Source organism: Streptomyces cellostaticus, from assembly GCF_023630175.1.
GTDB lineage: Bacteria > Actinomycetota > Actinomycetes > Streptomycetales > Streptomycetaceae > Streptomyces > Streptomyces cellostaticus_A.
Genome location: NZ_JALLIN010000016.1, coordinates 1 through 14,449, shown reverse-complemented (window position 1 = coordinate 14,449; position 14,449 = coordinate 1). Strand labels below are relative to the sequence as shown.

Genomic DNA, 14,449 nt, shown 5'->3' with positions numbered 1-14,449 from the left:
CCGGGACCCGTTGTCAGTGGGGGGTCGTACGGTTGATGGCATGCGGCCCGTTTCCCACATCGAACGCACGGTGGCGCCCATCGAGGTCGTCAGCCCCTACCAGCCCAGCGGTGACCAGCCGACGGCCATCGCCGACCTGGCCAAGCGCGTCGAGGCCGGTGAGAAGGACGTCGTCCTGCTCGGCGCGACCGGCACCGGCAAGTCCGCCACCACCGCGTGGATGATCGAGAGGCTCCAGCGTCCCACTCTCGTGATGGCGCCGAACAAGACGCTGGCCGCGCAGCTGGCCAACGAGTTCCGCGAGCTCCTGCCCAACAACGCGGTCGAGTACTTCGTCTCGTACTACGACTACTACCAGCCCGAGGCCTACGTCCCGCAGTCGGACACCTACATCGAGAAGGACTCCTCGATCAACGAGGAGGTGGAGCGGCTGCGCCACTCGGCGACGAACTCGCTGCTCACCCGCCGCGACGTCGTCGTGGTCGCCTCGGTGTCCTGCATCTACGGCCTGGGCACCCCGCAGGAGTACGTGGACCGGATGGTCCCCCTCCGGGTCGGCGACGAGATCGACCGCGACGACCTGCTGCGCCGCTTCGTCGACATCCAGTACACCCGCAACGACATGGCCTTCGCCCGGGGCACCTTCCGGGTCCGCGGCGACACCATCGAGATCTTCCCGGTCTACGAGGAGCTGGCCGTCCGCATCGAGATGTTCGGTGACGAGATCGAGGCGCTGTCCACGCTCCACCCGCTCACCGGCGAGATCATCAGCGACGACCAGCAGCTCTACGTCTTCCCCGCCTCCCACTACGTGGCCGGACCCGAGCGTATGGAGCGGGCCGTCAACGACATCGAGAAGGAGCTGGGGGAGCGCCTGGCCGAGCTGGAGAAGCAGGGCAAGCTCCTGGAGGCGCAGCGCCTGCGCATGCGCACCACGTACGACATCGAGATGCTCCGTCAGATCGGCACCTGCTCCGGCGTGGAGAACTACTCGATGCACTTCGACGGCCGCCTGCCCGGCTCGCCGCCCAACACCCTGCTCGACTACTTCCCGGACGACTTCCTGCTCGTCATCGACGAGTCGCACGTCACGGTCCCCCAGATCGGCGCCATGTACGAGGGCGACGCCTCCCGCAAGCGCACCCTGGTCGACCACGGGTTCCGGCTGCCCTCCGCACTGGACAACCGGCCCCTGAAATGGGAGGAGTTCCAGGAGCGCATCGGGCAGACCGTCTATCTGTCGGCGACCCCGGGCCCCTACGAGCTGTCCCGCGGGGACGGGGTCGTGGAGCAGATCATCCGGCCGACGGGGCTGGTCGACCCGGAGGTCGTGGTCAAGCCCACCGAGGGGCAGATCGACGACCTGGTGCACGAGATCCGCAAGCGCACCGAGAAGGACGAGCGCGTCCTGGTCACCACGCTCACCAAGAAGATGGCCGAGGATCTCACCGACTACTTCCTGGAACTCGGCATCCAGGTGCGCTACCTGCACAGCGACGTCGACACCCTGCGCCGCGTGGAGCTGCTGCGCGAACTGCGCTCCGGCGAGTTCGACGTCCTGGTCGGCATCAACCTGCTGCGCGAGGGCCTGGACCTGCCCGAGGTGTCCCTCGTGGCCATCCTCGACGCCGACAAGGAGGGCTTCCTGCGCTCCGGCACCTCGCTGATCCAGACCATCGGGCGCGCGGCGCGCAACGTCTCGGGCCAGGTCCACATGTACGCGGACAAGATCACCCCGGCGATGGAGAAGGCCATCGACGAGACCAACCGGCGCCGGGAGAAGCAGGTCGCGTACAACAAGGCCAACGGCATCGACCCGCAGCCGCTGCGCAAGAAGATCAACGACATCGTCGCGCAGATCGCCCGCGAGGAGATCGACACCGAACAGCTCCTCGGTTCCGGCTACCGCAAGCTGAAGGACGGCAAGGGCGCCAAGGCACCCGTCCCCGCACTCGGCGACCAGGCGGCCAGGGGCGCGAAGGCCGGCAAGGCCGCGAAGTCCGCCAAGGGCAAGGCGGCGGCCCCGGTGCCCACGGACCGCCCGGCGGCCGAACTCGCCGAGCAGATCGAGGAGATGACGGAGCGCATGCGGGCAGCGGCTGCCGAGCTCCAGTTCGAGATCGCCGCCCGGCTGCGCGACGAGGTGTCCGAGATGAAGAAGGAACTGCGGCAGATGCGGGAGGCGGGCCTCGCCTGAGGACCCGTCGGCGACCGCCTCCTGGCCCTCCGGCGGTGCCGGACCTCGGTATATGCGCCAAGTGTTGCAACACCGACACAAAGCGCGAGCCGGGGTTCGGCCCCGTCAGGGCCCCTGCGTAGGGTTCTGGCAACCGCGCGGTGCGCGGCAACCGGGGAACACCGAGAGGGGAATCAGCCGTGACCGTCAACTTGTCCAAGGGTCAGGCCATCAGCCTGGAGAAGCAGGACGGGGCCAGCCTGAGCGCGGTCCGTATGGGTCTCGGCTGGCAGGCGGCGCCGCGCCGCGGCCTCTTCGGCTCGCGCACGCGGGAGATCGACCTCGACGCCTCCGCGGTGCTGTTCGCCGACAGGCAGCCGGTCGACGTCGTCTTCTTCCGGCACCTGGTGAGCGACGACGGCTCCGTGCGCCACACCGGTGACAACCTCGTCGGCGGTGCGGGCCAGGGCGGCGACGACGAGGCGATCCTCGTCGACCTGCAGCGCGTACCGGTCCACGTCGACCAGATCGTCTTCACCGTGAACTCCTTCACGGGCCAGACCTTCCAGGAGGTGCAGAACGCGTTCTGCCGCCTCGTCGACGAGACCACGGGCCAGGAACTCGCCCGCTACACGCTGGCGGGCGGCGGCCAGTACACCGCGCAGATCATGGCGAAGGTGCACCGGTCCGGCTCGGGCTGGACGATGACCGCCCTCGGTGAGCCGGCCAAGGGACGTACCTTCCAGGACCTCATGCCGGCGATCCAGCCGCACCTGTAGGACCGCCGCCGGACCCGGCGCGCGCGGCACACGACTCAGAGGGGCGACGGCGATGGCGGCCGAGCTGGTGCGGGGACAGAACCACCCACTGCCCCAGGCACGGCTGGAGATCCGGATCTCGGCCGGATCGCCGGTCCTGGCCGGTGCCACGCTCGGCGACGAGCGCGGCACCGTGCGCGGCGCCGAGTGGGTGGCTCATCCCGGCGCCCCCACGCTGCCCGGGATCGAGGTGTCGCCGCAGGCCGCCGCGGAACACCGCCTTGCCGTCGACCTGGCCGCGCTGCCGGAGGCGGTGCACCGCGTGACCGTGCTGCTGGCCCTGCCGGAGCGCCCGGGAGGCCCGCTCCGGTTCGGCTCGCTGGCCGCCCCGAGGGCGGCGGTCACCGCTCCCGGCGGCACCGAGATCGCCCGCTTCGTCCTGACCGGCCTGGACGCGGAGTCGGCCGTGGTCGCTCTGGAGCTGTACCGGCGGCAGGGCGCCTGGAAGGTGCGCGCGGTGGGCCAGGGCTACGCCGGTGGCCTCGCCGCCCTGCTCGCCGACCAGGGTCTGGCCTCGGCCGCCGAACTCGCCTCGGACGTCCGGGAGGCGGTGGCCCGGAGTCTGGCCCGGGCCGTACCGGCACCGCGGCCCCCGGACCCGTCGCCCGCCTCCGGTTCCGCGCAGACCGGACCGGCCGCGGCTCCGCGGGAGGCCGACCCGGCCGGACGGCGGGCGGCGGACGGCCCGATCGACTACACCCACCCCGGCCGCCGCTCCGGCACCTGCCCATCGCCCGCACAGCCGCCCGCCGCGCCTCCCGCGGCCTCCGGCGGGCAGCCGCCGAGACCGGTCGCGGGCGACGCGGTGGGCTGGTCGATGGACGAACGGCTGTACAACCAGGTCTGGGGGATGTTCGAGGACCTGGCCCGCACCACGGCCGCGTACCGCAGCGCCGTCGACTTCGCCGGCTCCCGCCTGGAGAAGGAGACCGACCAGGCCCTCGCCGACCCGCGCGTCCGGCTCGGCGCGGCGGGCGACGCCGCGCGGGAGGCGGCGCGCGCCCGGCACGCCCGACTCATCGAACAGGCCCGGGCCGCGCTCGACCGTGACGTCGCGCAGCTCACCGCCGAGTCCGAGGTGGTCGAGCCCGCGCTCCCCGCGGCCTGCGCCCGCTGGGACAACCCCGTCTGGCACGGCTACCGGGTGCCGGCCGAACCGCCGATGGCCCTGCGGCTCGGCGACCTCCACCTGCCGGAGAGCGCTCCGCTGCGTATACCGCTGCTGGCCAGGCTGCCGCTTGAACGCGGCCTGTGGATCGACAGCGGCTCCGCGCCCGGACCGGACGACGCCTCGCCGGACTCCGCGGGGACCCGCCGGCTCGCCATGGACGTCGCGGTGGCGCTCGCCGTCCGGTTGCTCGCCGTCCATCCGGTGGGGGAGTTCGACGTCCAGGTCCTGGACCCGGCCGGTACGGGCGCCCAGGCACTCCTGCCGCTGACCCGGACGGGGGCCGTCACCGGGCCGCCCGCGGCCGGAGCGGCGGGCGTGGCCGCCGTCCTGGGACGGCTCACCCGGCGGGTCGACCTCGTGCGGATGGCACTCCGCGGCGGGGCGACCGACTCACTGCCGCCCGGCTTCGACGCCGCCCAGCAGTTGCTGCTCGTCAACGACTTCCCGCACGGCTTCGACGACCGGGCGGTGAACCAGCTGCGCTATCTCGTCGACGAGGGCCCGGCCGTCGGCGTCCACCTGCTGATGGTCGCGGACCGCGCGGACGCGGCCGCCTACGGCCCGTTGCTCGACCCGCTGTGGCGTTCGCTGATGCGACTCACCCCTGTCCCCGGCGACCACCTCGCCGACCCCTGGGTCGGTCACGCCTGGACGTTCGAGCCCGCCCTCGTTCCGCCCGGCAGCGGCATCCTCCAGCAGGTGCTCACCGAGGTGACCGCCGCCCGCATCAAGCATAGGTAAAGTGCTCCTGAGCTGCTAATTTGAGCTCTCTTTTACCAAATACTTTACCTTTCCTTGGTAATTGGGGTACTGTTTTCCGTGCGGAGGGGAGTACTCCCCGACTGCGGCGCACCCGTCAGTACGGACCGTCATGGATCCCGGGGCGCCGGCCCACGCGGGTGGAAGAGACCTCCGGCAATGACAACGCGGATGTGTTTGCCATGACCTGTGCCGGAGGTGCCGTGGAAGTCTCCCCGACCCTGTGGGTCCTCACCATCGTGGGTCTCGTCGTCCTCATCGCGGTCGACTTCGTCATCGGGCGCAGGCCCCATGACGTGTCGATCAAGGAGGCGGGCATCTGGACAGCCGTCTGGATCGCCCTCGCCGGGCTCTTCGGCCTCGGCCTGCTCCTCCTCGGCGGCGGCGGGCCGGCCGGCGAGTTCTTCGCCGGATTCATCACCGAGAAATCGCTGAGCGTCGACAATCTCTTCGTCTTCGTCCTGATCATGGCGAAGTTCGCGGTGCCCTCGCAGTACCAGCAGCGGGTGCTGCTCGTCGGTGTCCTCGTGGCCCTGGTGCTGCGCGCCGTGTTCATAGCCGCCGGCGCCGCGATCATCGCCAGCTTCTCCTGGGTGTTCTACCTCTTCGGTGCCTTCCTGATCTGGACCGCCTGGAAGCTCGTCCAGGACGCGCGGGCCGGCGAGGAGGAAGAGGAGTACGAGGAGAACAAGCTGCTGAAGGCCGCGGAGCGCAGGTTCGGCGTGGCGGACCGGTACCACGGCACCAAGCTGTGGATCCGGCAGAACGGCAAGCGGGTCATGACCCCGATGCTGGTCGTGATGCTGGCCATCGGCACCACGGACGTGCTGTTCGCGCTGGACTCCATCCCCGCGATCTTCGGCCTGACCCAGGACCCGTACATCGTCTTCACCGCCAACGCCTTCGCGCTGATGGGGCTGCGTCAGCTGTACTTCCTCATAGGCGGCCTGCTGAGGAGGCTGGTCCACCTGTCGTACGGCCTGTCGATCATCCTGGGTTTCATCGGCGTCAAGCTGGTGCTGCACGCCCTGCACGAGTCCGGGGTCCACGTCCCCGAGATCGGTATCCCGGTGTCGCTCGGCGTGATCTGCGCCGTCCTGGTCGTCACCACCGTCACCAGCCTCGTCGCCTCCCGGAAGCGGGCGGCGACCGAAGCGGCGGACACCGGGAGCGACGAGACGGCCAGGCGCGGCGTCGACGCCTGACCGGCCCGGCGCGCGACAGACCGGCGCCGAAGCCGTGGGCCCCGGCCGCACCACGACCGGGGCCCCACGCGGAAAGGACGGTAAGAGATCCGAAAAGAACGCAATGCGAACCCTGTACGTGTCTGCCACGATCGCAGCATGATCGTTCGGCTCCGATCGCTCACCACCCAGTGGACGTTCCTCGTGCCGGTCCTCGCGGTCGTCCTGCTCGTCCTCACCTGGGGCCGCGGCCTCCCCGGCCCGCTCGTCGCGCTGGTCACCCTGGTCCTCGCCGCGGCCGTCCTGGCGGCGGTGCACCACGCCGAGGTGGTCGCGCATCGGGTGGGCGAGCCCTTCGGCTCCCTGGTGCTGGCCATCGCCGTCACGATCATCGAGGTGGCCCTGATCGTCACCCTCATGGTCGACGGCGGTGACAAGAGCGCCAGCCTGGCGCGGGACACCGTCTTCGCCGCCGTGATGATCACCTGCAACGGCATCGTCGGACTCAGTCTCCTCGTGGCCTCCCTGCGGCACGGCACCGCGGTCTTCAACCCGGAGGGCACCGGCGCCGCCCTGGCCACCGTGGCGACCCTCGCCACGCTCAGCCTGGTACTGCCGACATTCACCACCAGCAAGCCCGGCCCCGAGTTCTCCACCGTCCAGCTCACCTTCGCCGCGCTGTCCTCGCTGATCCTCTACGGACTGTTCGTGGCCACCCAGACCGTGCGGCACCGTGACTACTTCCTGCCGATCAGCCGGCAGGGCGGTGTGATCACGGGGGACGACCACGCCGGGCCCCCGTCCGCGCGCAGGGCATGGATCAGTCTCGGTCTGCTCGGCCTCGCGCTGATCGGCGTGGTGGGACTCGCCAAGGGGGTGTCGCCGACCATCGAGTCGGGGGTGGAGGCGGCCGGCCTGCACCAGGCCGTCGTCGGTGTGATCATCGCCCTGCTCGTTCTGCTGCCCGAGACCATCGCGGCGGCGCGCGCGGCCCGCAGGGACCGGGTGCAGACCAGCCTCAACCTCGCGCTCGGCTCGGCGATGGCCAGCATCGGCCTGACCATCCCCGCCGTCGCCCTGGCCTCGATCTGGCTGTCCGGACCGCTCGTCCTCGGCCTCGGCGCCACCCACATGCTGCTGCTCGCGCTGACCGTGGTGGTCAGCTCCCTGACGGTGGTGCCGGGCCGGGCCACACCCCTGCAGGGCGGAGTGCACCTGGTGCTGTTCGCGGCCTACCTGGAGCTGGCGATCAATCCCTAGGGTCCTACGTCCGGGTCGGGCCGGATCAGGGAGCGGGGCCGATGCCGTGCGTCGGGAGGCGAAGGAGGGCGCCATGGCAACCGACGGCGCCGCGGCGAGGGGCATGACCCGAAGGAGGCCCCGCCCCCGCCGGTGCGGCGCCGGAGCGTTCGCTCAGCCCGTGGCCGGTTCCCTCGCGGGCACGGGCGTCGGCGCGGGCCGTGTCTCCGGCAGCAGGGCGAAACAGACCAGGCTCACCAGGGCGATCCCGGTCAGATAGACGCCCACGCCCCACGGGACGCGCCCGCCGTGGTCCGTCAGCGCCGTCGCCACCATCGGGGTGAGGGCGCCTCCCAGGACGCCGCCGAGGTTGTAGCCGACCGCGGCGCCCGTGCAGCGCACCCGCGCCTCGTACAGCTCCGGCAGGTACGCGGCGATCACCGCGAACATGGTGATGAAGGCGATCAGCGCGCCCAGGATGCCGAGGAACATCAGCACCGGTTCACCGGTCCCGAGCAGGGCGACCATCGGCAGCATCCACAGCGCGCAGCCCGCGCAGCCCGCCAGGCACAGCGGGCGCCGGCCGTAGCGGTCGCCGAGCAGCGCCATCAGAGGTGTCAGCGCCCCCTTCACCACCACCGCGACCATGACACAGGTGAGCATGACGGTCCGGCTCACCCCGAGCCGTCCGGTGGCGTACGCGAGGGACCAGGTCGTCACCGCGTAGAACACCGCGTACCCGACGGCCAGCGCGCCGGCCGTCAGCAGCACCAGCCGCCCGTGGTGCCGTACGACCTCCACGAGCGGTACCCGCGCGTGGTCGTCGATCTGGAGGAACCGGGGGCTCTCGGTGAGCGAGGAACGAAGCCACAGTCCGGCCAGGGCCAGTACCCCGGCCGCCCAGAACGGCACCCGCCAGCCCCACTGGGCGAACGCGTCGCCGGGCAGGGCGGCCGACAGGGCGAGCATCACCCCGTTGGCGAGCACGAAGCCCACGGCGGGCCCCACTTGGGGAAAGCTCGACCACAGGGCACGCCGTGCGGCCGGCGCGTGCTCGGCGGTCAGCAGTACCGCCCCGCCCCACTCACCGCCGAGTCCCAGCCCCTGCAGGAAACGCAGCAGGAGCAGCAGCACGGGGGCGGCCGCTCCGATGGTCCCGTACGCCGGCACGCAGCCGACGGCGACCGTGGAGGCGCCGGTCAGCAGTAGGGAGGCGACCAGCACCGGCCGCCGACCGCGCCGGTCGCCGAGGTGCCCGAACAGCACCGAGCCGAGCGGCCGGGCCACGAATCCCACCCCGAACGTCCCGAACGCGGCGAGCGTCCCGGCCATCGGCGAGAACGTCGGGAAGAACAGCGGCCCCAGCACCAGGGCCGCCGCGGTCCCGTAGACGAAGAAGTCGTAGAACTCGATCGCGGTCCCGGCGAGCGAGGCGGCCGCCAGCCGCGGCAGGGAAGGCGCCCTCAGGGGGCGTACGGGCTGCATGCCACGCCAACCCCCCGTGGTGATCTTGGGTTACGGGGGCGCACGGAGCTGATCGGGAACAACGGCGTGAGCCGGACCGGCCGACGCAACTCCGCCACCGCCCCTCGGCCGCCCCCGGCCGCTCGTCGTGCCGTGATAGACCGGGTCCGAGCAGCGGTCGTGAACGCGCCGCCCCGAACGGACCGGAGGAACCCGTGCCCCGCACCCTGGCCGACGCCCCGATCATGATCCTCAACGGGCCCAACCTGAACCTCCTCGGCCGGCGCCAGCCCGAGATCTACGGCAAGGACACGCTCGCCGACGTGGAGGCGATGTGCGCCGGGGCCGCGGCCGCGCACGGCGGCACGGTGGACTGCCGGCAGTCCAACCACGAGGGCGAACTGGTGGACTGGATCCACGAGGCGCGGCTGAACCACTGCGGCATCGTCATCAACCCCGGCGCCTACTCCCACACGTCGGTGGCGATCCTCGACGCGCTCAACACCTGTGACGGCCTGCCGGTGGTGGAGGTGCACATCTCCAACATCCACCAGCGCGAGTCGTTCCGGCACCACAGCTACGTCTCGTTGCGCGCCGACGGCGTGATCGCCGGCTGCGGGGTGCAGGGCTACGTGTTCGGCGTCGAACGGGTCGCCGAACTGGCGGGCGCGGCCCGGGCCGACGCGTAGTCCGCGGGACGGCCGCGGGCCACGGCTCGGGTACGGGGGCCCGGGCGACGCCGGGTGGGCCCCGGCCCGGGCCGCCGGTCGAGGGCGGGGTTGGAGACCGGCGGCCCACACCGCTCGGGATCCGTCGTCCCGGGCGGGGCATTCACCAGTTGACCGCGCGTCACGGGGGCCGGGGAGCGCGCACGCGGACCCGGCGCGTGTGCAAAGTTCACACGGGGCGCGTGCTTCGGCGTGCGCGCTGGCCACGCATCAAGGGCGTACGCCCGGCGTGTGCGATGCCTTCGGGTCTACCACCCGCGCCGGACTACCACCCGCGCGAGTGCCACTCCGGCAGGTGCGGCCGTTCGGCGCCCAGCGTGGTGTCGTTGCCGTGCCCGGGGTAGACCCAGGTCTCGTCCGGCAGCACCTGGAAGATCTTCGTCTCGACGTCGTGGATCAGGCTGGCGAACGCCTCGGGATCCTTGCGGGTGTTGCCCACACCACCCGGGAAGAGGCAGTCGCCGGTGAAGACGTGCGGGTGGCCGTGCGGGTCGTCGTAGACCAGGGCGATGGAGCCCGGGGTGTGCCCGACGAGGTGGCGGGCGGTGAGCTCCACGCGTCCGACCCGGACGACGTCGCCGTCGTCGACGAGGACGTCGGTGGCCACCGGGATGCCGGGCGCGTCCTCCCGGCCGGCGTACGTACGCGCGCCGGTGGCGGCGACGACCTCGGCGAGCGCCTGCCAGTGGTCACCGTGCCGGTGGGTGGTGACGACGGACGCGATGCCGTCGTCACCGATCATGCCCAGCAGCGCCCCGGCGTCGGCCGCGGCGTCGATCAGCAACTGCTCGTCGGTGGCCCGGCAGCGCAGCAGGTAGGCGTTGTTGTCCATCGGGCCGACCGCGATCTTGGTGATCATCAGGTCTTTCAGCTCGTGCACGTCCGCGGGTCCGCCGACCCTGACCTCTCCGCTGTACGTCATGGTGATCAGCCTATAGCGGGCCGGCGTCCGCGGAGCCGTGTCGCGCTACAGCGGTGGCAGCGTCGGCAGTGCGCCCCCCGTCACCTCCAGCGCGGTTCCCGCACGGCGGCCGGCGAGCCAGCCCAGCAGGTCCGCGGGCGCGCCGGTCACCGTGATCGCGGCTGCGGCGGCGTCACGGCCGGTGCGCCACGTGCGCGTGCCGTCCGTGATCCGGGTCGCCGGGACGTCGGGGTGCCCGGCGAAGCGATCCGCCAGGAATCCGGTCTCGCGCTCCGTGAACTCCGCGGGCAGGTCCTCCAGCTCGTAGCCGATGCCGAGGTCCACGTGGTGCAGGTCGACCTCGACCCACCGCCGGAACGGCAGCCGGGCGGCGGTGTCGGTGACGCCGTTGCGCAGCTCCACCGTGCGCGTCCAGTCCGCCGGAACGTCCGACGCCCGCTGGAGGTCGGCCGCGCTCTCGCGCACGTCGGCGAGCTGGGCGTCCAGCGGGCGCAGGGCGTCCCGCTCGATGTCGGCGTCCCGCGCCTCGGCGCTCTCGTACATGGGGCGGCCCTCGAGGACGTTCACGAGGGCGTCCGCGTTGCGGGCGAGGTGGGCGAGGACGTGCCCGCGGGTCCAGCCGGGCAGGCGTGACGGCTCGGCCACCGAGGCGTTGTCCAGCTTGGCGGCAGCGGTGAGGAGCCGCTCGGTCGCCTCCCGCACACGGGCCAGGTCATGAGCGTGATCAATCATGGCCCTGACCCTAGTCGCGCCACCCCTTCGGGTGAAGGTGGTGAAGCTCGCCCGTAAATCGAAAGCACGTGCTATATCGTCGAGCACGGCGTCGGGCATGCAGGAGGGCCCGGGATTGTTATGCATCCCGGAACCCGACCGGCGCTGTCAGTGGCTCCCCCTAGTCTCGAAGAAGCACGGGGGCCCCGGCCCCTGTCACTTCTCTCAAGAAAGGTGCGGACCGGCGTGGCCGACCGTCTCATCGTCCGTGGAGCGCGCGAGCACAACCTGAAGAACGTCTCGCTCGACCTCCCGCGCGACTCGCTCATCGTCTTCACGGGCCTGTCGGGGTCGGGCAAGTCCTCGCTGGCCTTCGACACGATCTTCGCCGAGGGGCAGCGGCGCTACGTGGAGTCGCTCTCCTCGTACGCCCGGCAGTTCCTCGGCCAGATGGACAAGCCGGACGTGGACTTCATCGAGGGCCTGTCCCCGGCCGTCTCCATCGACCAGAAGTCGACCTCGCGCAACCCGCGTTCGACGGTCGGCACCATCACCGAGGTCTACGACTACCTGCGGCTGCTCTTCGCGCGCATCGGCAAGCCGCACTGTCCCGAGTGCGGCCGCCCCATCTCGCGGCAGTCGCCGCAGGCCATCGTCGACAAGGTCCTGGAACTGCCGGAGGGCAGCCGCTTCCAGGTGCTGTCTCCGCTGGTGCGCGAGCGCAAGGGCGAGTTCGTCGACCTCTTCGCCGACCTGCAGACCAAGGGCTACTCCCGCGCCCGCGTCGACGGCCGGACCGTCCAGCTCTCCGAGCCGCCCACACTGAAGAAGCAGGAGAAGCACACCATCGAGGTGGTCGTCGACCGCCTCACGGTCAAGGACTCCGCCAAGCGCCGGCTCACCGACTCCGTCGAGACCGCGCTCGGCCTGTCCGGCGGCATGGTCGTGCTCGACTTCGTCGACCTTCCCGAGGACGACCCCGAGCGCGAGCGCATGTACTCGGAGCACCTGTACTGCCCGTACGACGACCTGTCCTTCGAGGAGCTGGAGCCCCGCTCCTTCTCCTTCAACTCGCCCTTCGGCGCCTGCCCCGAGTGCACCGGCATCGGCACGCGCATGGAGGTCGACCCCGAGCTGATCGTCCCGGACGAGGACAAGTCCCTCGACGAGGGCGCCATCCACCCCTGGTCGCACGGTCACACCAAGGACTACTTCGGCCGGCTGGTCGGCGCCCTCGCCGACGCCCTCGGCTTCCGCACCGACATCCCCTTCGCGGGCCTGCCCCAGCGGGCGAGGAAGGCCCTGCTGCACGGCCACAAGACCCAGATCGAGGTCCGCTACCGCAACCGGTACGGCCGCGAGCGCGTGTACACCACTCCCTTCGAGGGCGCGGTGCCGTTCGTCAAGCGCCGGCACAGCGAGGCCGAGAGCGACGCCAGCCGCGAGCGCTTCGAGGGCTACATGCGCGAGGTGCCCTGCCCCTCCTGCGAGGGCACACGCCTGAAGCCGATCGTCCTGGCCGTGACGGTCATGGAGAAGTCCATCGCCGAGGTCTCCGCGATGTCGATCAGCGACTGTGCGGACTTCCTGGGCGAGCTGAGGCTGAGCGCCCGCGACAAGAAGATCGCCGAGCGGGTCCTGAAGGAGGTCAACGAGCGGCTGAGGTTCCTGGTCGACGTCGGTCTGGACTACCTCTCGCTCAACCGCGCCGCCGGTACCCTCTCCGGCGGCGAGGCCCAGCGCATCCGCCTCGCCACCCAGATCGGTTCCGGTCTGGTCGGCGTCCTGTACGTGCTGGACGAGCCGTCCATCGGCCTGCACCAGCGGGACAACCACCGGCTGATCGAGACCCTGGTCCGGCTGCGGGACATGGGCAACACGCTCATCGTCGTCGAGCACGACGAGGACACCATCAAGGTCGCCGACTGGATCGTGGACATCGGCCCCGGCGCCGGCGAGCACGGCGGCAAGGTCGTGCACAGCGGTTCCCTCAAGGAACTGCTCGCCAACGCCGAGTCCCAGACCGGCCAGTACCTCTCGGGCCGCAAGTCGATCCCGCTGCCCGACGTGCGGCGCCCCCGCGACCCCTCCCGGCAGCTGACGGTGCACGGCGCGCGCGAGAACAACCTGCAGGACATCGACGTGTCCTTCCCGCTGGGTGTGTTCACCGCCGTGACCGGCGTGTCCGGGTCCGGCAAGTCGACGCTGGTCAACGACATCCTGTACACGCACCTCGCGCGTGAGCTCAACGGCGCGCGCAGCGTGCCCGGACGGCACACGCGCGTGGACGGCGACGACCTGGTCGACAAGGTCGTGCACGTCGACCAGTCGCCCATCGGCCGCACCCCGCGGTCCAACCCGGCGACCTACACCGGTGTCTTCGACCACATCCGCAAGCTGTTCGCCGAGACCACCGAGGCGAAGGTCCGCGGGTACCTGCCCGGCCGCTTCTCCTTCAACGTCAAGGGCGGCCGCTGCGAGAACTGCGCGGGCGACGGCACCATCAAGATCGAGATGAACTTCCTCCCGGACGTCTACGTCCCGTGCGAGGTCTGCCACGGCGCCCGGTACAACCGGGAGACCCTGGAGGTCCACTACAAGGGCAAGTCCATCGCCGAGGTGCTGAACATGCCGATCGAGGAGGCGACCGAGTTCTTCGAGGCCGTCCCGTCCATCTCCCGGCACCTGCGCACACTGAAGGACGTCGGCCTCGGCTACGTCCGGCTCGGCCAGTCCGCGACCACCCTGTCCGGCGGTGAGGCGCAGCGCGTGAAGCTCGCCAGCGAGCTGCAGAAGCGCTCCACCGGCCGCACGGTCTACGTCCTGGACGAGCCGACCACCGGTCTGCACTTCGAGGACATCAGCAAGCTGCTGAAGGTCCTCTCCGGCCTGGTCGACAAGGGCAACACGGTCATCGTCATCGAGCACAACCTCGATGTGATCAAGACCGCCGACTGGCTCGTCGACATGGGCCCGGAGGGCGGCGCCGGCGGCGGCCTGGTGGTGGCCGAGGGGACGCCCGAGGAGGTCGCGGGGGTACCGGCCAGCCACACCGGCAAGTTCCTGCGCGAGATCCTCGGCGCCGACCGGGTCAGCGACGCGGAACCGGTGAAGGCACCGCGCGGTAGCGCGGGGAGGAGGACGACGGCCGCCCGGGCGACGACGAGGAAGACGGTGACCGAGGCCGGTGACGCGGCCACCGCAAGGAGCACCGCCGCCACCAAGAAGGCGGCGAAGAAGGCCGCGCCGGCGAAGAAGGCGACCCGGGCCCGCAAGG

Annotated in this window: 10 protein-coding genes; 7 read left to right on the top strand and 3 right to left on the bottom strand. The window is 71.2% G+C overall.

Going from position 1 to position 14,449, the window contains the following annotated elements; all coding sequences use genetic code 11:
• Window positions 1-40 precede the first annotated feature (40 nt).
• The 5 genes from uvrB (at window position 41) to MXD57_RS12470 (ending at window position 7,368) form a co-directional block, all read left to right on the top strand.
• Complete coding sequence (gene uvrB, locus MXD57_RS12490) at window positions 41-2,197, top strand: excinuclease ABC subunit UvrB (protein ID WP_250401438.1); 2,157 nt, start codon at window positions 41-43, stop codon at window positions 2,195-2,197.
• Window positions 2,198-2,376: 179 nt separating this feature from the next.
• A complete protein-coding gene (locus MXD57_RS12485; protein WP_250401437.1) occupies window positions 2,377-2,955 on the top strand; it encodes a TerD family protein in 579 nt (192 codons plus the stop codon).
• Between the two features lie 52 nt (window positions 2,956-3,007).
• Window positions 3,008-4,906: a TerD family protein gene (locus tag MXD57_RS12480; protein ID WP_250401436.1), complete on the top strand. Its 1,899-nt coding sequence runs from the start codon at window positions 3,008-3,010 to the stop codon at window positions 4,904-4,906.
• A 221-nt stretch (window positions 4,907-5,127) separates the two neighbouring features.
• Entirely contained in the window at window positions 5,128-6,129 is a 1,002-nt protein-coding gene (locus tag MXD57_RS12475; RefSeq protein ID WP_250401540.1) for a TerC/Alx family metal homeostasis membrane protein, read from the top strand.
• A 138-nt stretch (window positions 6,130-6,267) separates the two neighbouring features.
• Window positions 6,268-7,368, top strand: a complete 1,101-nt coding sequence (locus MXD57_RS12470; protein WP_250401435.1) for a calcium:proton antiporter — start codon at window positions 6,268-6,270, stop codon at window positions 7,366-7,368.
• A gap of 153 nt (window positions 7,369-7,521) precedes the next feature.
• Here the strand turns inward: MXD57_RS12470 and MXD57_RS12465 are convergent, their stop codons facing one another.
• Window positions 7,522-8,832 carry an MFS transporter gene (locus MXD57_RS12465; RefSeq protein WP_250401434.1) on the bottom strand — a complete coding sequence of 437 codons (1,311 nt, stop codon included), beginning with the start codon at window positions 8,830-8,832 and terminating at the stop codon, window positions 7,522-7,524.
• Window positions 8,833-9,026: 194 nt separating this feature from the next.
• On the opposite strand from MXD57_RS12465, the gene aroQ reads away from it, so the two are divergent.
• Window positions 9,027-9,500 (top strand): type II 3-dehydroquinate dehydratase, encoded by a 474-nt coding sequence (gene aroQ, locus MXD57_RS12460; protein ID WP_250401433.1) that lies wholly within the window; start codon window positions 9,027-9,029, stop codon window positions 9,498-9,500.
• 304 nt (window positions 9,501-9,804) lie between these two features.
• On the opposite strand, the gene MXD57_RS12455 is transcribed toward aroQ, so the two are convergent.
• Both MXD57_RS12455 and MXD57_RS12450 read right to left on the bottom strand, forming a co-directional pair.
• Window positions 9,805-10,461: an MBL fold metallo-hydrolase gene (locus tag MXD57_RS12455; protein WP_250401432.1), complete on the bottom strand. Its 657-nt coding sequence runs from the start codon at window positions 10,459-10,461 to the stop codon at window positions 9,805-9,807.
• A gap of 45 nt (window positions 10,462-10,506) precedes the next feature.
• Window positions 10,507-11,193, bottom strand: coding sequence for a maleylpyruvate isomerase family mycothiol-dependent enzyme (locus tag MXD57_RS12450; protein WP_250401431.1), 687 nt, complete (start codon window positions 11,191-11,193; stop codon window positions 10,507-10,509).
• A gap of 225 nt (window positions 11,194-11,418) precedes the next feature.
• On the opposite strand from MXD57_RS12450, the gene uvrA reads away from it, so the two are divergent.
• On the top strand, window positions 11,419-14,449 hold a 3,031-nt coding region (gene uvrA / locus MXD57_RS12445), incomplete at its 3' end, for an excinuclease ABC subunit UvrA (RefSeq protein ID WP_250401430.1).